This window comes from Pseudomonas sp. MWU12-2345, assembly GCF_023242385.1.
GTDB lineage: Bacteria > Pseudomonadota > Gammaproteobacteria > Pseudomonadales > Pseudomonadaceae > Aquipseudomonas > Aquipseudomonas gingeri_D.
In genome coordinates this window covers 17,043-33,388 of the sequence record NZ_JALLJA010000034.1, presented here as the reverse complement: position 1 = coordinate 33,388, position 16,346 = coordinate 17,043, and the positions used below count along the sequence as shown (strand labels likewise).

General features: G+C 59.5%; 16 protein-coding genes. 8 read left to right on the top strand and 8 right to left on the bottom strand.

Features of this window, described 5'->3' with window-relative positions:
* Positions 1-43: 43 nt before the first annotated feature.
* Together M5C71_RS33290 and M5C71_RS33285 are read right to left on the bottom strand one after the other, a co-directional pair.
* Positions 44-838 (bottom strand): DUF3800 domain-containing protein, encoded by a 795-nt coding sequence (locus M5C71_RS33290; protein WP_248769681.1) that lies wholly within the window; start codon positions 836-838, stop codon positions 44-46.
* A 364-nt stretch (positions 839-1,202) separates the two neighbouring features.
* The gene (locus M5C71_RS33285) at positions 1,203-1,493 is read right to left on the bottom strand and encodes a hypothetical protein (RefSeq protein ID WP_152736759.1); all 291 of its coding nucleotides are present in this window, start codon (positions 1,491-1,493) and stop codon (positions 1,203-1,205) included.
* 419 nt (positions 1,494-1,912) lie between these two features.
* Between M5C71_RS33285 and M5C71_RS33280 the strand changes: the two genes are divergently transcribed.
* Together M5C71_RS33280 and M5C71_RS33275 are read left to right on the top strand one after the other, a co-directional pair.
* Positions 1,913-2,623 carry a hypothetical protein gene (locus M5C71_RS33280; protein ID WP_152736760.1) on the top strand — a complete coding sequence of 237 codons (711 nt, stop codon included), beginning with the start codon at positions 1,913-1,915 and terminating at the stop codon, positions 2,621-2,623.
* Positions 2,616-3,311: a hypothetical protein gene (locus M5C71_RS33275; RefSeq protein ID WP_152736761.1), complete on the top strand. Its 696-nt coding sequence runs from the start codon at positions 2,616-2,618 to the stop codon at positions 3,309-3,311. The genes M5C71_RS33280 and M5C71_RS33275 overlap by 8 nt, the downstream gene beginning before the upstream one ends.
* 680 nt (positions 3,312-3,991) lie before the next feature.
* On the opposite strand, the gene M5C71_RS33270 is transcribed toward M5C71_RS33275, so the two are convergent.
* On the bottom strand, positions 3,992-4,759 hold the full coding sequence (locus M5C71_RS33270) for a hypothetical protein (protein WP_248769680.1): 768 nt from the start codon (positions 4,757-4,759) through the stop codon (positions 3,992-3,994).
* Between the two features lie 230 nt (positions 4,760-4,989).
* Here M5C71_RS33270 and M5C71_RS33265 point away from each other — a divergent pair, with 230 nt between their 5' ends.
* Positions 4,990-6,165 (top strand): tetratricopeptide repeat protein, encoded by a 1,176-nt coding sequence (locus M5C71_RS33265; RefSeq protein WP_152736764.1) that lies wholly within the window; start codon positions 4,990-4,992, stop codon positions 6,163-6,165.
* Positions 6,166-6,258: 93 nt separating this feature from the next.
* On the opposite strand, the gene M5C71_RS33260 is transcribed toward M5C71_RS33265, so the two are convergent.
* Positions 6,259-7,386, bottom strand: a complete 1,128-nt coding sequence (locus M5C71_RS33260; RefSeq protein ID WP_248769679.1) for a S8 family peptidase — start codon at positions 7,384-7,386, stop codon at positions 6,259-6,261.
* A gap of 278 nt (positions 7,387-7,664) precedes the next feature.
* On the opposite strand from M5C71_RS33260, the gene M5C71_RS33255 reads away from it, so the two are divergent.
* Positions 7,665-9,611 (top strand): ATP-dependent DNA helicase RecQ, encoded by a 1,947-nt coding sequence (locus M5C71_RS33255; protein WP_248769678.1) that lies wholly within the window; start codon positions 7,665-7,667, stop codon positions 9,609-9,611.
* Between the two features lie 22 nt (positions 9,612-9,633).
* On the opposite strand, the gene M5C71_RS33250 is transcribed toward M5C71_RS33255, so the two are convergent.
* Complete coding sequence (locus tag M5C71_RS33250; RefSeq protein WP_152736767.1) at positions 9,634-10,134, bottom strand: GNAT family N-acetyltransferase; 501 nt, start codon at positions 10,132-10,134, stop codon at positions 9,634-9,636.
* Between the two features lie 100 nt (positions 10,135-10,234).
* On the bottom strand, positions 10,235-10,993 hold the full coding sequence (locus tag M5C71_RS33245; protein ID WP_152736768.1) for a DUF2059 domain-containing protein: 759 nt from the start codon (positions 10,991-10,993) through the stop codon (positions 10,235-10,237).
* Positions 10,994-11,101: 108 nt separating this feature from the next.
* Here M5C71_RS33245 and M5C71_RS33240 point away from each other — a divergent pair, with 108 nt between their 5' ends.
* Together M5C71_RS33240 and M5C71_RS33235 are read left to right on the top strand one after the other, a co-directional pair.
* On the top strand, positions 11,102-11,737 hold the full coding sequence (locus M5C71_RS33240; RefSeq protein ID WP_248769677.1) for a 2OG-Fe(II) oxygenase: 636 nt from the start codon (positions 11,102-11,104) through the stop codon (positions 11,735-11,737).
* Positions 11,734-12,237 (top strand): DUF523 domain-containing protein, encoded by a 504-nt coding sequence (locus M5C71_RS33235; RefSeq protein ID WP_248769676.1) that lies wholly within the window; start codon positions 11,734-11,736, stop codon positions 12,235-12,237. The genes M5C71_RS33240 and M5C71_RS33235 overlap by 4 nt, the downstream gene beginning before the upstream one ends.
* Positions 12,238-12,246: 9 nt before the next feature.
* Here M5C71_RS33235 and M5C71_RS33230 read toward each other — a convergent pair whose 3' ends face one another.
* Positions 12,247-12,846 carry a transporter substrate-binding domain-containing protein gene (locus tag M5C71_RS33230; RefSeq protein WP_103497961.1) on the bottom strand — a complete coding sequence of 200 codons (600 nt, stop codon included), beginning with the start codon at positions 12,844-12,846 and terminating at the stop codon, positions 12,247-12,249.
* A 136-nt stretch (positions 12,847-12,982) separates the two neighbouring features.
* Here M5C71_RS33230 and M5C71_RS33225 point away from each other — a divergent pair, with 136 nt between their 5' ends.
* On the top strand, positions 12,983-13,420 hold the full coding sequence (locus M5C71_RS33225) for a DUF4399 domain-containing protein (protein ID WP_103497960.1): 438 nt from the start codon (positions 12,983-12,985) through the stop codon (positions 13,418-13,420).
* Between the two features lie 63 nt (positions 13,421-13,483).
* Here the strand turns inward: M5C71_RS33225 and serA are convergent, their stop codons facing one another.
* Positions 13,484-14,713 carry a phosphoglycerate dehydrogenase gene (gene serA / locus M5C71_RS33220; RefSeq protein WP_103497959.1) on the bottom strand — a complete coding sequence of 410 codons (1,230 nt, stop codon included), beginning with the start codon at positions 14,711-14,713 and terminating at the stop codon, positions 13,484-13,486.
* A gap of 202 nt (positions 14,714-14,915) precedes the next feature.
* Here serA and M5C71_RS33215 point away from each other — a divergent pair, with 202 nt between their 5' ends.
* Positions 14,916-16,310, top strand: a complete 1,395-nt coding sequence (locus M5C71_RS33215) for an FAD-binding oxidoreductase (RefSeq protein ID WP_248769675.1) — start codon at positions 14,916-14,918, stop codon at positions 16,308-16,310.
* Positions 16,311-16,346 lie beyond the last annotated feature (36 nt).

Here is a 16,346-nt window from a genome sequence, read left to right as displayed (position 1 = left end):
TTCGGGGCGGTTTTTTATTGTGTGGCTGATACACAGTCGACAGTCAAAAAGCGGTTGCAGGAATGAGCTTGCGTTGCTGGTGGTCCAGGCCGCTACATGGGATAGCAACGGCAGCGATGCGAGAGGAGAAGTACTTCTTGAAGTCTCCCCAATCTCGAAACTCCTCGGGTGCAACGGAGAGAGCCATGAGACGGCCAATAAGGCCGCATATCCAGTCGGCGCATTGGAGTGTCTGGAAAAGGTGGCTTTCACCCTGGACTGGGGGTTCGATCAGTGCCCGACACTTTTCCGAATCGTCTTCGAACATGGCGAGTGTGCAGGCTTCCACGTTTCGTTCACGCCACTCGTTTCCTGCGTGCTGCTCATCAAGGAGCACCATGAAGGTGGACCCTTCTTGAGCACAGAAACGATCGATTTTCCGGATCGACTGCAACAATTGACGCTTGAACGTCTCGGTTGAGTCATGTGCATCGGGGGCTGCCACTTTGTGTTCGCCCGTGTAGAACACATGCCCGCCGACGTGCTTGATCTGATTCAGTAGCCGAAATGTAGAGCGCCTCAGTGACTGATACTTGGCGATGTTCGTTGGCGTGTAAATTGAAGCGCCTTTCTTTTCCCATTGGTAAGGGGGCAGTTGCCTGGGGTTCTTATGCTGTAGATCCCAGGCCAGCAGATGGCATTTTAGCTTGTAGAAGTAGATCGCGAATTCGCGCACATGGTGCGCAGGAATGAGCATGCCGCCAAGCCCGAAAACAGGGCTCGCCTTATATTGAGGATGGTTTCTGGAAACGTATTGGCCAACGTGTCCGAATTCGTCGAGGTAGGCAACGTAATGCATCTGCTTTCCTTATGCCCGAAAACACGAAAGCCCACTCGACGAATCGATGTGGGCCTCGGAAGGTGGGCAAATGGTTAACCAGATGCGTTGGGAAAATACTATCAACGAGTCCGCTGCCCGACAAGCGATTTGACGATGCTTGGCAGGGTGTATTTTTTCTAAATGTATCTTCTTTTCTTCGAGGGTTGGCTTGTTCATCGGAGCGGTCCCGTCAGTGAGGAGACCCGAACAATGAAGGAGTTGGTGCTAGCGCTGAATCGGTTTGCGCCAGCACCTGACGTAGCCTGGCTCTCAATCGCTGGTTGCTAGTTACCTTGTATGAGTAGGCTATTTCCTTTGAAGAAATGGCCTACATGCGAAGGTGCTACTGAGCGACTTGCCTGCTCAATGCCATAGTCCGCTGCTGAACCAACTGCAACAGATCGCAGCCTTCACGCACCAGCAGGTACGCGGCATTGGTGACGTGTGTGAAGTCTTTGTCGCAGGTGGTGACAAGGCTCACGCACGTCATGGTTTCCAGCAGGTCGCTGGCGGCCTGAAGGCGTTGGTAGGCGCTGGTTTGCAGGTCGTCGAGGCTGGCGTTGGTGTCGATGACCAGGACGGGAATAGTGGTGAAATTGGTGCTGAGAGGGATATAGCGATTTTGAGTATTCATAGGTATGCGCTCTGATGAGTTCCATGGATCCGCTCTCATCGTGACCAAGCGATGGGTGGCGGACTGTGCACAGGTTGGTCAACCGGCAGAGCGCACCGGCACACCCGAAGGTGTCCTGCACACAGCCGCCATGAAGCGTGCCGGCACGAAACGCGCCTGCAACATCCACTGTGGCGCTAGTGCGCACTCTGACAGGTGACCAAACCCGGTCGCTGAATTGGCAGCGACGGCGCGAACTATAGGGGGCTTCATCGCGGCTCCGCAAGCCGTGGCATTTTGGATTGTCAGGTGGCTACCTATCGGTTTGGCCATTCAGCCTGCTATAGCGGTTTGATGGTGCTTTTTTCTTGACAAAATCCAACTGGCAAAGGCTACATGTCCACAGTCCATGGACTGTGGACATGTGAGGTTCTATTGAGATGAAAAGTCAAGATGTGTTGCTTCTCTTCAAATTGATCAGCTTGGAAAAGCAGGCTCAGGAAGATCTGAGTCGAGAGCGACGGCTGGAAATTTCCGAAAGCACTGGTGAGATAGGTCAATTTTTGTACGGCAATCCAGAGGACTTGTTCAGTCATCGGGACACGATGAGCTTCCATCTCTCGGACGCTTTGGAGTGGCAAGGTTGGGACTATCAGGCTGAGCCTGCTGATCAGCAGAGCGACGACAGCTACACGGTCCGAGCCTTGGCTGCGTCGTTGAGCTTGAGCAAAAGTGAAGTTTCAAACGCCCTGACTCGCTGCCGTGACATCGGTCTCGTAACGCTTGGATACGAAGACGGCCTGCCAAAGGCCAATAGTCGTGCTTTGCTGGATCTTGTGGCTAATGGGCTCAAGTACGTTTTTCCGGTAAGGCCCGGTGCGACAGTTCGCGGTATTCCTACCGGTTTTGCCGCACCGATCCTGGAAGGAAAGGTCATGAGCGGGGGCGATCTGATACCGGTTTGGCCGGATCCCAAGGGAAAAAAGAAGGGCCAGGCGGTGGCTCCGATTTACAAGACTGTCCCCGAGGCGGTCAAGCGAGATTACCTGCTTTACCACTATCTGGCATTGGTCGACGCCATACGTTTGGGAAGCCCGCGAGAAGCCGATGTGGCGAACCAGCTACTGAGAAAATGGATTCTTCATGAGTGAGCAACAGAAAGCCCTGTTGGAAATGCTGGATGTGGTCGCTCAGGCTCTGGGTGAGGAACTCTGCCAGCAGGTGGCATTTGTCGGCGGCTGCACCACGGCCTTGTTGGTGACCGATGAGGTGACGCTTGAGGACCTGCGTTTTACCGATGATGTTGATCTGGTCGTGCAACTGGCCGGTTATGCAGGTTGGCCAAGGTTGATGGAGCAACTTCGTAGTCGAGGCTTCATGGAAAGCCCTCTGGATGACGTTAATTGTCGAATGCGTCTTGGCGAGTTGAAGGTCGATTTCATGCCTTCCGACAAAGCGATTCTGGGCTACAGCAACCGTTGGTTCGATGAGGGTTTTCAGCACGCTCGGCTCCACCGTCTGCCCAGCGGTGCGCAAATACGTGTCTTCGCGCCACCCTACTTTCTCGGTACCAAGTTTGAAGCCTACAAAGGACGAGGCGGTGGTGACACGCTCAATAGCAAGGATATCGAGGACATCGTCAACCTGGTTGATGGGCGCGAGGAGTTAGTGGCCGAAGTGAGCAATGCCGCTCTGCCGCTCAAGCAGTATCTCAGTGAGCATATGACCGAACTGATCAACAACAGGGATTTTTCCTATGTGGTGCAGAGCGCCGCTCGGGGCGATCGTGGGCGTGAGGCCATTATTTTTGGTCGACTGAAGCAGATGGCAAAGGGGTAGTCAGTTCATGCCCATCGACCATGTACTGACGATTCAAGGTGGGCGAACGAGCGATAACAGGGATTGCACCGGATTTGCCTCACAGGAGCACCACCACCTTTACCTGCTGGCTGACGGCTCGACTTCGTCTTCGCAGAGCGCTGAGTTGGCCAAGGCCCTGATTGCGCATATGGAGGGTGGTTTTGGGCAATTAAGTGCAAAGCAATTGCATCCAGACAGGGTTGAAGCGGCGTTATTACAGTTGCTGAGTGAGGGGCATGACTCACTCGCCAGGGTATTTGCCCCATCAAGTACCAGCTATTTGATCGTGCTATTTACCCCTGACGAGGTCCTTGCGATTCATGCCGGAGATTGTTGTTTGGGTCGGGTTCTAGAGTCCGGTGAGGTTGAGTGGCTGACCTTGCCCCATTGCCGAGCCAACTGGCGAGGTGATTTGACCCATGCACAGATTGCGATACATGCCGACCGCCACAGCCTGACGCGCTGTTTCAGCGCAAGGCGTGAGCATTCTCCTCAGGTCAGCCGATTCCAGGTGTCAGATGGCTCGCGTTGGGTTTTGGCAACGGACGGGTTTTGGGCGGACCTTTGTCCTGTCAAACAACGGAAACATCTGGAAAGTGGTGCGTTATTGGCGCCGGATAGCGATGACGACCTGACGATTATCGACGTCCGGTTCTGGCTCACTCCGCCGCGCTATATGTCTTCATCGCGGTGCAATAGCGCACCTGCATCTCCTTGCTTTTCTCATCCTGGTCGCGGTCCCAGCGCTTGCCCCATTCGCCGCACTGTTCCTTGAAAAAGACCTCTGCCGATTTGCGACATTCACGGCGCTCGGTGCTGCCGGCGAGGAAGTTGCCGCAGACGCTGGCGTTGTCGATGACGTTGTTGAAGATCCGCCATTTCGCCTGATAACGGTCGCGGCCATCCCATTCGCGAATGCTCACCGTGGCGATTTCGTATTGGCGTGTCTGTCTGGCTTCAGGTGCGTTCAAGTTGGCTTGGTAGCCCGCCAGGTAGCTGGCCGACACCAGGCCCTGGACCTTCGGGGTGGGTGGGGCTGCGGCGTGTGCTGCTGCCGCGGGCGCCTGGGTCTGCACCACGACAACCACTTGCGGTGCAGGCGCTGGCACGAGTTTGGCGGTAGGTTCTGGATGCGATACCGGCTCCACTGGCGCTTCGGACGGCTTGGCCGTTTCAATCGGCACTGGCTCATCCGCTGGCAGTGGCGCAACAGGGATCGGGTGGCTGCTGTTACGGTTGACCGTCATGTAGCCGAGCATACCCACCAGTATCAGCACCAATACCCACATTCCATAGGATTTGGGCTGCGCCGGGCGCGGTACTTTCTGTTTGGCCGGGTGCGATCCCAGCACCACGTCAAAATGTTCGGGGTGCAGGCGCTTGAAACGGATGACGCCATCGTCATCTTCTTGCTCGGGTTGGTGCATGTCGCCGCTGCCTTCCTTGGTGAGTCAGCGGGTTATCGGCGCTTTCTCGTGGGCTTTGAGGGGAGTTGCAGATTAAATCGTCAAATGGCCGTTGGCGAGTAACGATGGCTCCACAAAAATGAAATTTTCCTTTTGAAAAGCAGGCACCTCAGACAAAAAATCGGTATGTTTCCCACCAATTTTTAGGGCGCCATCCGGTGCTCGATTTTTGCACTTAAAGGGAGTTAAGTATGTCTCTGCTTCGCGTGGCCTCGGTATTGTCATTGTGTGCCGCCGCCTGGTCGGTCCAGGCCGGGCAATTGCCCATCGAAGTCCTCAGTGCCGTGGTCAAGGATCAGAAGATCGCCGACGCCGAAGTGCTGTTGCAGCGCAACGGTGAGCAGAACGTGGTTGGCAAGACCAACGCCCAGGGGCAGGTCGTTCTCGAGGCCAACTTCGCCGACGATGCCAGCAATCTGCTGATCATCAAGAAGACCGGTTATTCCAATCTGGTGGTCAAGTGCCCCTGCAAGGACATGACCTATGCCGTCAGTCCAGTGATGCAGAGCCTCGACGGCCTGCGCGTGGTGCTGACCTGGGGCAAGACTCCGGCAGACCTCGACTCCCACATGATTTTCCCCGGCAACAATATCTACTTCGAACAGCAGAAGGGCACCGACGCCGAATTGGACGTGGATGACACCGACAGCTATGGCCCGGAAACCATCACCCTGCAGAAGAAGCACTACGGCGAAAGCTATGTGTATGCGGTGCATGATTACACCAACGCCAACAATCCGGGCTCTCGCCAGTTGTCCAACAGCCAGGCCACGGTATTTGTCTACATGGGACAGTCCCTGGTCCGTACCTATTACGTCCCCGTCAATCGCAGCGGCAACCTGTGGACCGTGTTCCGTATGACCGGCAATGGTGACTTCCAGGACATCAACACCTTCAGCGGTGTGACCGTGGAGGCCAAGAATGTGTTGAATGAAGTCTCGCCGCTGCTCGACGACAAGGTCGCGGTCGCCGAAGTGGCGGTCAGCTCTACGGCGCAGATCGATGCGAAGGCGCTGAATGTGAAAGGCGAGGCAGCCTACAAGGCCGGTAATCTGGAGCAGGCGATTGCCTTCTTCCGTCAGGCCATCGATCTGAACAACGGCTTTGGTCAGGCCTACAGCAACCTCGGTCTGGCGTATCAGAAGGCCGGTAATACTGCTGAAGCCATTTGGGCCAACCGCAAGGCCGTTGCCCTGGCAGCCGGCAACTCGGCCAACACCGTGCGCGCGAGCTCGTACTACAACATTGCCCGTATCTATGAAGACGCCGGGCAGTTCTCCGACGCCCAGCGTCACTACGAGTTGGCCAAGGAACAGAAAGCCAACCCGGTGTACGACACGGCGATCGAGCGGGTAAAAAATCGCTGAATCGCACACTGATCCAACCCCACAACGCGCCCTGTCTGGCGCGTTGTTCGTTTCTGGGGGCCGTTACGGGGTGTTCTATCCCGCAGGACCGTGTTATCGGTAGGCGAGATTTGTCGGCTGCTGCTTCGCACGCTCGCCTGCCAGCCGCGTCGCTGCCGCCAGATCCATCAGGCCACGCCCATAAGCCTCCCCCTTGGCAAAAAAACCGTTGTTGTTGGCGCTGTCGAGCAATACATCACGCAGTTGCTGGGGTGTGAGTTCGGGAAAGCGACTTTGCAGGGCGGCAAGCGCGCCGCTGACCAGCGCCACGGCGGGCGAGGTCCCGGCGGTTTCCTTGTAGCCGCCCTTGGCACTGGTGGTCAGCAAACCTTTGTCGACGCCACCATCCCCGCCCGGGACCGCGATGCACCAGCGTTCGGCCACGCCGCAGTAGTTGGACTTCTGGTTGATAAGCGTGCCGTCATTCTTCAGCGCCACCACGGCGATCCAGCCCTTTTCCAGCTCCGGCAAGGCCACGGGCAGGCCGGGTTCGGCCAGGGGTTCGCGGCGTAGCTCATTGCCCGTGGGAAAAACAAACACGGCGCCGTCGGCCACTAACTGGCGAGCAACCGGCAAGGAATCGCCCATCACCTGTTTGTAGCGCGCTTCAGTGATTTCGGTGGCGGGAATGTCGTTGGCCCAGGAGTTACTCAGGATCCGGGCCCCGGCCGCGAAGCTGTCTTTCCAGGCGCGGGCGATCTGATCGTCGAAAAAGAACGGTTCGTTGTTGTCGCCGATGCGCATGGCGATCAGCTTGGCATCGAAGGCGATGCCGTGCATGCCCTGGCCGTCGCGGTTGGCGGCGATAATGCCGGCCATCTGCGTGCCATGGCCGTGGGGATCGATCAGTTCGGGGACGTCGCGCACGTAATCGTGGCCAAGTGTGGCGAGGCGGTCCTTGAATTCGGACAGTTCAGGGTTGAGGCCCGAGTCGATGATAGCCACGCTAACGCCTTTGCCCGTGCCGCCCTGTGCATAAAGTGCCGACGCCTTGACCAGTGCCAGCGCGCGTTGGGCCTTGTATTCGGGGGTTTCGAAGCGGCTGGAGAGCGGCTCGGTCTCAGCCGCGCCCGGCTTGAGCAGGCTGGAGTCCAGGCCGGACAGGCAGCCGCTCAGCAAGAGAGGCGCCAGGAGCAGGCCGTGACGGGCCAAGCGAGAGAAGGGGCGAGGTGCGGTGTCCATATAAGCTCCTGTGCAAACGAGGGCCGTTGAACCGTCCGTTTCAACGGCGCAGTGATCGGCGACTGGGCGTCAGTCGCCAAAGGAGCTTCGATGTAACCGGCATTTCCACAGGCGCGCACTTGAGGATTTGTATCCGGGTATTGGCCGCCATCGCGCAACCGCGGCCTGCTTTGCGCTAGTCTGGCGCGCCGTAGCAGTTTGTAATGCTTGCCTCGGACCTTTTCTCGCCCGACCGCCTAGGGTTTGTTTATCCACAGCGGTCAACGGAGTGACAGCTTATGCACGACACCCTCCAGCGGGTTTTTGGTTATCCACAGTTTCGCGACGGCCAGGAGGCCGCGATCAGCGCGGTATTGGCCGGGCGTTCGACGGCGGCGATCTTTCCCACCGGTTCCGGCAAGTCCTTGTGTTATCAACTGCCGGCGCTGCTCCTGCCGCACCTGACGCTGGTGGTGTCGCCGCTGTTGGCGCTGATGCAGGACCAGCTTGCGTTTTTGCAACGCCACGGTATCGCAGCGGCGAGCATCGACTCGGCCCAGAGCCGCGATGAAGCCAATGCGGTGATGGCCCGGGCCCGCTCCGGCGAGCTGAAGATCCTGATGATTTCCGTGGAGCGCCTGAAGAACGAGCGCTTCCGCAATTTTCTCCAGCAGGTGCAGATTTCCCTGCTGGTGGTGGACGAGGCGCACTGTATTTCCGAGTGGGGCCACAATTTCCGCCCGGACTACCTGAAGCTGCCGGACTATCAGCGCCAGTTCCGCATTCCCCAGGCCTTGCTGCTGACCGCCACCGCGACGCCGAAGGTGATTGCCGATATGCAGGCCAAGTTCGCCATTGCGCCGGACGATGTGGTCACCACCGGTTTCTATCGGCCGAACCTGAACCTGCTGGTGGAATCGGTCGGCGGCCAGGACAAGCATCGCCGGCTGGTGGAATGGCTGGGCGGGCGGGTCGGGCAGCCGAGTATCGTCTACGTTACCTTGCAGAAGACCGCCGAGCAGATCGCCCAGCACCTGAGCCGCAACGAAATCCCGGCCACGGCCTATCATGCCGGCTTGCCCCATGAGCAGCGGGAGGCGATCCAGAAGCAGTTCATGGCCGGGCAGTTGAACTGCATCGTCGCCACCATCGCATTCGGCATGGGCATCGACAAGGCCGATATCCGTAACGTGGTGCATTTCGACCTGCCCAAGTCCATCGAGAATTACAGCCAGGAAATCGGCCGGGCCGGGCGCGACGGCCAGCCTTCCGATTGCCTGGTGCTGGCCAACCGCGACAGCCTCAATGTGCTGGAGAACTTCGTCTACGGCGATACGCCGGAACTGGAGGGGATTCGGCGGGTGCTGGATGAGCTGAAGGGGGCGATCCCGGACGGCCAGTGGGAATTCCTGCTCGGGCCCTTGGCGGACCAGAGCAATATCCGCCAGTTGCCGCTCAAGACCTTGCTGGTGCAACTGGAGTTGCGTGGCTTGATCGCGCCGCGTTATGCGTATTTCGCCGAGTACCGTTTCAAGTTCCTGGTGGAGCCCGAGGTGTTGCTGGCGAAGTTCGAGGGCGAGCGGCGCGACTTTGTCTCGGCGATTATCCAGACCTCCAGCCGCGCGCGGACCTGGGCCACGGTGAACTTCGACGCCTTGTATCAACAGCATCAGGCCGAGCGCGGCCGGGTGGTGAAGGCCTTGGACTTCTTCCAGGAGCGGCGCTGGATCGAGCTGGAAAGCAAGCAGATGACCGAGGTCTACAGCCTGTTGGTCAGCGACTTCGATCCCCATGCCCTGAGCCTGGAGCTGTACGCCTATTTTGCCCAGCACGAGGTCAGCGAGATTGCGCGGATTCACGCGATGCTGGCCTTGTTTGCCACCGAGCAATGCCTGGGCTATCGGTTGGCCCGCTATTTCGGCGACGAGCAGGCGCCTGAGCGCTGTGGGCATTGTTCGGTATGTCACGGGCAGGTGGCGTGCCTGCCGGAGCCGCCGGCGTTGCCTGCTCTTGATCAGCGCGACTTTCCGGGGCTGTGCAGTGGTTTTATCCACAAGCACCAGGAGCACAACGGGCATTCGCCGAGTGCGGAGTGCCTGACGCGCTTCCTCTGCGGTATCAGCGTGCCGTTGTTTACGAAGTTGAAGGCCAGGGCGCTGCCGGGGTTTTCGGCGCTGGAGGCCTATCCCTATGCCGATGTGCGGGAGTGGGTCGCGGCCTGGTCCCTTGAGGGGCAGGCCGCCTAGGGGCTACCGAGGGCGCTGCGTCTTATTGCACAACCGGTCGGTCACTGAGCACGGCGTACTCGTCGCCTTCCAGCGTAAAGCCTGCGACTTCGTGCATGCCCAGGCGTTCATGGGCTCGCAGCGAGGCGGTGTTGTCCCGGCGTATGAATAGAATCGCTTCACGACCGGGGCAATGCCGCTGAAGTTGCGCGTAGAGCTGCGGCAGCAGGCCTTGGCCTCTTTCCGTGCTGGCGATGCAGGCGGGGCCGTACACGTAGGCGTCGGGCGTACCCGGCCATGCGCTCAGCATGGCCTGGATCGATGGCGGCGCGGGGTGCATATCCTTCGGCGCGCTGAACAATACGCCAACGACACGGTCATCGCGGAAGGCAACCACCACGGGGGAGCCGCCAAGGGCCATCTGCCTGACCTTGTCGAGAGGAAACTCTCCGGTCAGCGATCCGCCCTGGGAAGGGGAATTGGCCTGGAGCAGTTGGGCGATACCCTCGATATCAGCAGCGGTAGCAAGGTTGATCCTGTACATGGGTGGTCTCCTGGGGGGAGGCGAACCTACTGCATGGATGGCGCCCAAGTTTTTATATTACGCCCGGATTTCGAGCGTTGCAGGCATGGCCGTGTTGCCTTCAGTTTTCAGGCGGCGCGGTTGGCAGGTTCTGTCCCACCGCCAGCCCGGCGCGGATCGCGGCCAGCGCGGCCTGGTAGTAGGCCTTGCCTTCCGGCGACTCGGCAAAGGTGCTGAATTCTTCCAGCTCCGGGTCGGACAGGCCGCGATAGACGTAGAGCAGGGTGTTATCCAGGTCGTTGCCGATCTGTTCCATCAACCGCTCGCGCTGGCCGTTCAGCATGCTTTGTGCCGCGCCGGCACCGAGCAGCCCCGGAATCATCGAGCTCAGGCTGTCGGCCGCGACGCCGGCGATGGCCAGGCTGACTTCCGCCCCGGCTTCGCGCGCCGGCAGCGCACGGCCCAGGTGGTTGATCAGCAGGCGCCGGGTGGCACTGGCTTCGATATGCGGCAGGCCCTTGGCGTTCTTGGCCAATTGGTCGCGGCGGGTGGCGAGCAGTTCGGCGGAGACGATCTTGCGCCCCAGCGGTGACTGGAAGAACGTCAGGGCCGGCTTCGGGTTGGCGAGGTTTTGGCGCAACTGGGCCTCGGCCCGCTGGTCCATGGCCTGGGGCGCGAAACGCTGGTTGCTGTTGCTCACCAGCGCGTCATAGACCGCCGGTGGCAGGCTGTTGCGGTACTTTTGCTGGGCGGCGCTCAGGGCATCGTTGAAATGCGCGCGTTGTTCCGGCCAACCGGCGACCCGGTACAACTGGTCGTGGTTGTCTGCCCAGGCGGGCAAGGTGCAGAACATCAATAGCGAAAAAAGCAAACGGCGCATAGGGACTCCTGTCTACAGCCGGCTATTGTCCCGGCGAGCGCGGTACTTGTCGAGAATTCCTGTAAGTCGTTCGGGGGGCTCTGTCGGATTTCCGGGCTTCTGGATACTATGCGCGGCATGCACATTCCCTCTGATCACCCGCTGCTGTTACGTATCGTCGACGACCTGGCCGAGCGTGGCTGGTCGCAGCAGAATATCTTCCTGCCGCAGGCGCTGACCCTTGCCCTGGCCGCCGAGTGCCGCCAGCGCGCCGCCGAGGGCGAGTTGGCGCCGGCCGGGGTCGGGCGTGGGCCAGCCCAGGAAGTACGCGAGGCGATTCGTGGCGATCATATCCAGTGGCTGGAACCCGGGCAGACCGGGCCCTGCGATGAATACATGGGGTTGATGGACAGCCTGCGCGAGGCTCTCAATCGCGGCCTGTTCCTCGGGCTCGAGGATTTCGAAAGCCATTTCGCGCTGTACCCGCCCGGAGCCTTCTACAAAAAACACGTGGACCGCTTCCGTGATGATGATCGACGGACGGTGTCGGCGGTGATCTACCTGAACGATGCCTGGTTGCCGGAGCACGGCGGCCAATTGCGTATGTACCTTGACGACGGCGTGGAGCATGACGTGGTTCCGACCGGCGGTTGCCTGGTGCTGTTCCTCTCGGGGGAGGTGCCCCATGAAGTCTTGCCGGCGACCCGTGAACGCCTGTCACTGACCGGCTGGTTTCGTCGGCGCGGGAGCGATCCGTTTCCATGAAGCAGAAGATTCTGGTCAGTCGCTGCTTGCTGGGGCATCTGGTTCGTTATGACGGCGGCGCCAGCGGGCCTTACGCGCAGCTGTCCCAGTGGCAGGATGAAGGTCGGGTGGTGCCGTTGTGCCCGGAAGTGGCCGGTGGCCTGCCGACGCCCCGTGCGGCAGCGGAGATTCCCGGCGGGCAGGGGGCGCAGGTCCTGGAAGGGCGGGCCCGGGTGATCACCACCGAGGGCGAGGATGTCAGCGAAGCCTTTCTCTCTGGTGCGTATCAGGCGCTGGAGTTGGTGCGGCGGCATGACATCCGTATCGCGGTGCTCAAGGCCAACAGCCCGTCCTGTGGCAACCTGTTGACCTATGACGGGACCTTCAGTGGGGTGAAGGTTCGCGGCGAAGGGGTGACGGCGGCCTTGTTGAAGCAGGCCGGCGTGCAGGTGTTCAGTGAGTTGGAACTGCCTGACGCGCTTATCGCCCTGCAGGTCCTGGAGCATCACCCGAAGCCGTAAACCGCTGGCTCACGGCTTCGGCGGCTGAGTCGCATCTATCCCGAACCACTTCTTTGAGAGCGCCGCGAGGCGCCCGTCCGCCTTCATGCGCTGCAGCGCATTGTCCAGGCTTGCCTGGAACGCCGGGTTACCCTTCTGAAACGGAATCGCCAGGGCCACTGTCGGCCCGTCGGAGTCCTCCGGAACCAGTGGTAGCGAGCTGTCGCGCATGGCGAAGGGGATCTGTGTCGGCGGTTCTTCCCGGTGTGTGATCCATTTCATGCTGGGATAACCATAAGGCTCGCTGAAGTCGTAACGTTTTCTCAGTTCTGCAGTCATAGGCATGTGGTTGATGGCGACATCGTACTTTCCACTCTCGACGCCTTGCAGCAGGTCGGTGACGTCGGTGGGGACAAACGAGGCCTGCACGTCGAGTTCCCGGGCCAGTTGTTCGCCCAGTTCGACTTCGAAGCCGGTCAGGCGCCCGTCTTCGGTAAAGCCGAAGGGTCGCATGTCGCCTTCCAGGGCAATGCGCAACTCGCCCCGGTCGTTGACGTCATCAATCAGTTCAGCCTGGACGAAAGGGCTGACGAAAGGCAGTAAAAGTAATAGGCCAGGCAGAAAACCCATGGTCGCTCCCGAATTGGAATACAAATATGTACCGCGCCGTTCAGGCACGCTTTGCTATGTTATTGAGTGCCTTGGACCACAAATCGCCACAAAGTTGTCATAACCGTACTGAAATTGCGGAAAACTGGAGAAGTTAATGAAAACCTTAGTGTCTCGTGTTGCGTTGGCTACTGTTTTGCTGGGTTCTTCGATGCTGGCGGTTGCGGATGATCTTCCGCGTATTGCGGCGCCCAAGGACGCCAAGGTCTTTATCGTTTCGCCGAAAAACGGCGCCACGGTCGACAAGACCTTCACGGTCAAGTTCGGCATGAAGGGCCTGGTGCTCAAGCCGGCCGGTGACGAAACGCCAGGCTCCGGTCACCACCACCTGCTGGTCGACCAGAAGGCCCTGCCGGACCCAGCCCTGCCGATTCCTGCGACCGACACCGTGATCCACTACGGCAAGGCCCAGACCGAAACCCAGCTGACCCTGACCCCAGGCAAGCACACCTTGCAACTGGTGGCGGGTGACAAGGGGCATATGCAGTTCAATCCGACCGTCGCCTCGAAAGTCATCACCGTCAACGTGAAGTAAATCCGTGTCAGAAAAAAAGGGAGGCCCTCGCAGGCCTCCCTTTTTTCGTCCAGCGCTTGAGGCTTAGAACAACACGCGGGACCGGATGGTGCCGTTGATGTGTTGCAGCTTCTCTTGTGCCAGGTCCGAGTACTCGGCGTCGACGTCGATCACCACGTAACCGACTTTCTCGTTGGTCTGCAGGAACTGACCGGAGATGTTAATGCCGTTTTCCGCGAAGACCTTGTTGATTTCGCTCATCACACCCGGGATGTTCTGGTGGATGTGCAGCAGGCGATGCTTGCCTGGGTGAGCCGGCAAGGCCACTTCAGGGAAGTTCACGGACGATACCGAGGTACCGTTGTCGCTGTACTTGACCAGCTTTTCCGCCACTTCCAGACCGATGTTGGCCTGGGCTTCGGCGGTCGAGCCACCGATGTGCGGGGTCAGGATCACGTTGTCCAGGCCACGCAGCGGGCTTTCGAACTCTTCGTCGTTGGAGCGTGGCTCCACCGGGAAGACATCGATGGCCGCGCCGATCAGGTGCTTGTCCTTGATCGCGTTCGCCAGGGCGTCCAGCTCGACCACGGTGCCGCGCGCGGCGTTGATCAGGATCCCGCCTTTCTTGATCGCGCGGATTTCCTTCTCACCGATCATCCACTGGGTCTCGGCGGTTTCCGGAACGTGCAGGGTGACGATGTCGGACATGCCCAGCAGGTCGGTCAGGTTCGAGACCTGGGTGGCGTTGCCCAGCGGCAGCTTGGTCAGGGTGTCGTAGAAGAACACCTGCATGCCCAGGCCTTCGGCGAGGACCGACAACTGCGTACCGATCGAGCCGTAACCGATGATCCCCAGCTTCTTGCCGCGGATTTCGAAGGAGTTGGCCGCGCTCTTGATCCAGCCACCGCGATGGCAGGAAGCGTTCTTCTCGGGAATGCCGCGCAGCAACAGGATCGCTTCGGCCAGCACCAGCTCGGCAACGGAGCGGGTGTTGGAGTACGGGGCGTTGAACACGGCGATGCCGCGCTCGCGAGCCGCGTTGAGGTCGACCTGGTTGGTGCCGATGCAGAAACAACCGACAGCGACGAGTTTCTTCGCGTGTTCGAAGATGTCTTCGGTCAGTTGGGTGCGCGAGCGAATGCCAATGAAGTGGGCATCGGCGATCTTTTCCTTCAACTGGGCTTCTGGCAAGGAGCCAGTCAGGTACTCGATATTGACGTACCCGGAGGCCTTGAGGACGTCCACGGCGGATTGGTGGACGCCTTCGAGAAGAAGGAACTTGATCTTGCTCTTATCGAGAGAAGTCTTGCTCATCTGCGTAAACCTGTGTCCCGGAGAAAAATGGCAGGGAAATGGACAGCTTGAGCTGACCGCGCGGCGTGATCGCCGGCACCGCAGATCGGCCTGATAGCACGCTTCTGCGGGGGGCGTATGCTAGCATATGCGACCCGCAAACACTCATTCTGCGACGTGAAGCGTCCTCAGGATGACCATGAATTGTTCGAGAGTTCTGTCGATGACCCATCCTGCCCTGATTGATGAGCTGAAGACCCTGGTTGAGCCTGGTAAGGTCCTGACCGATGCTGACTCCCTGAATGCTTACGGGAAGGATTGGACCAAGCATTTCGCTCCCGCGCCGATGGCCATCGTGTTCCCGAAGACTACCGAACAGGTCCAGGCCATCGTGCGCTGGGCCAACCAGCACAAGGTCGCGCTGGTGCCATCGGGCGGTCGTACCGGGCTGTCCGCCGCGGCCGTGGCGGCCAACGGTGAAGTGGTGGTGTCCTTCGACTATATGAACCAGGTGCTGGACATCAACCTGACCGACCGCACCGCGGTTTGCCAGCCTGGCGTGGTCACCGAACACCTGCAGAACGTGGCCGAGGAAAAGGGCCTGTACTACCCCGTGGACTTCGCCTCGGCCGGTTCCAGCCAGATTGGCGGCAATATCGGCACCAATGCCGGCGGGATCAAGGTGATTCGCTACGGCATGACCCGCAACTGGGTGGCCGGCATGAAGGTGGTGACCGGCAAGGGCGATGTGCTGGAACTGAACAAGGACCTGATCAAGAACGCCACCGGCTACGACCTGCGCCAGCTGTTTATCGGCGCCGAGGGCACCCTGGGTTTTGTGGTCGAAGCCACCATGCGCCTGGATCGCGCGCCGAAGAACCTGACCTGCATGGTCCTCGGCACCCCGGATTTCGACTCGATCATGCCGGTGCTGCACGCGTTCCAGGGCAAGCTGGACCTGACCGCCTTCGAATTTTTCTCCGACAAGGCCCTGGCCAAGGTCCTCGGCCGTGGCGACGTGCCGGCGCCGTTCGAAACCGACTGTCCGTTCTACGCCCTGCTGGAATTCGAGGCGACCACTGAAGAAGTGGCCAACCACGCCCTGGAAACCTTCGAGCACTGTGTCGAGCAGGGTTGGGTGCTGGACGGCGTGATGAGCCAGAGCGAAACCCAGTTGCAGAACCTCTGGAAGCTGCGCGAGTACATCTCCGAGACCATTTCCCACTGGACGCCGTACAAGAACGACATTTCGGTCACTGTGTCGAAAGTGCCGGCGTTCCTCAAGGAAATCGACACCATCGTCGGCGAATACTACCCGGACTTTGAAATCGTCTGGTTCGGTCACATCGGCGACGGCAACCTGCACCTGAACATCCTCAAGCCGGAAAACCTGAGCAAGGACGAGTTCTTTGCCAAGTGCGCTACCGTGAACAAGTGGGTGTTCGAAACCGTCGAGAAGTACAACGGTTCGATCTCCGCCGAACACGGCGTGGGCATGACCAAGCGCGATTACCTGACCTACAGCCGTTCCCCGGTTGAAATTGAATACATGAAAGCGATCAAGGCGGTGTTCGATCCGAACGGGATCATGAACCCGGGCAAGATCTTCGCGGTTTGAACCAGAAGTCACTGATGACAAAGACCAGGAGTCAGT

What these genes read in the sequence shown, in the direction of transcription:
- M5C71_RS33270 (WP_248769680.1), bottom strand. Translation starts at nt 4,759, where the DNA reads ATGCACCAACCCGAGCAAGAAGATGACGATGGCGTCATCCGTTTCAAG.
- M5C71_RS33255 (WP_248769678.1), top strand. Translation starts at nt 7,665, where the DNA reads ATGCACGACACCCTCCAGCGGGTTTTTGGTTATCCACAGTTTCGCGAC.
- M5C71_RS33230 (WP_103497961.1), bottom strand. Translation starts at nt 12,846, where the DNA reads ATGGGTTTTCTGCCTGGCCTATTACTTTTACTGCCTTTCGTCAGCCCT.
- serA (WP_103497959.1), bottom strand. Translation starts at nt 14,713, where the DNA reads ATGAGCAAGACTTCTCTCGATAAGAGCAAGATCAAGTTCCTTCTTCTC.
- M5C71_RS33235 (WP_248769676.1), top strand. Translation starts at nt 11,734, where the DNA reads ATGAAGCAGAAGATTCTGGTCAGTCGCTGCTTGCTGGGGCATCTGGTT.
- M5C71_RS33240 (WP_248769677.1), top strand. Translation starts at nt 11,102, where the DNA reads ATGCGCGGCATGCACATTCCCTCTGATCACCCGCTGCTGTTACGTATC.
- M5C71_RS33245 (WP_152736768.1), bottom strand. Translation starts at nt 10,993, where the DNA reads ATGCGCCGTTTGCTTTTTTCGCTATTGATGTTCTGCACCTTGCCCGCC.
- M5C71_RS33215 (WP_248769675.1), top strand. Translation starts at nt 14,916, where the DNA reads ATGACCCATCCTGCCCTGATTGATGAGCTGAAGACCCTGGTTGAGCCT.
- M5C71_RS33250 (WP_152736767.1), bottom strand. Translation starts at nt 10,134, where the DNA reads ATGTACAGGATCAACCTTGCTACCGCTGCTGATATCGAGGGTATCGCC.
- M5C71_RS33280 (WP_152736760.1), top strand. Translation starts at nt 1,913, where the DNA reads ATGAAAAGTCAAGATGTGTTGCTTCTCTTCAAATTGATCAGCTTGGAA.
- M5C71_RS33225 (WP_103497960.1), top strand. Translation starts at nt 12,983, where the DNA reads ATGAAAACCTTAGTGTCTCGTGTTGCGTTGGCTACTGTTTTGCTGGGT.
- M5C71_RS33290 (WP_248769681.1), bottom strand. Translation starts at nt 838, where the DNA reads ATGCATTACGTTGCCTACCTCGACGAATTCGGACACGTTGGCCAATAC.
- M5C71_RS33265 (WP_152736764.1), top strand. Translation starts at nt 4,990, where the DNA reads ATGTCTCTGCTTCGCGTGGCCTCGGTATTGTCATTGTGTGCCGCCGCC.
- M5C71_RS33275 (WP_152736761.1), top strand. Translation starts at nt 2,616, where the DNA reads ATGAGTGAGCAACAGAAAGCCCTGTTGGAAATGCTGGATGTGGTCGCT.
- M5C71_RS33260 (WP_248769679.1), bottom strand. Translation starts at nt 7,386, where the DNA reads ATGGACACCGCACCTCGCCCCTTCTCTCGCTTGGCCCGTCACGGCCTG.
- M5C71_RS33285 (WP_152736759.1), bottom strand. Translation starts at nt 1,493, where the DNA reads ATGAATACTCAAAATCGCTATATCCCTCTCAGCACCAATTTCACCACT.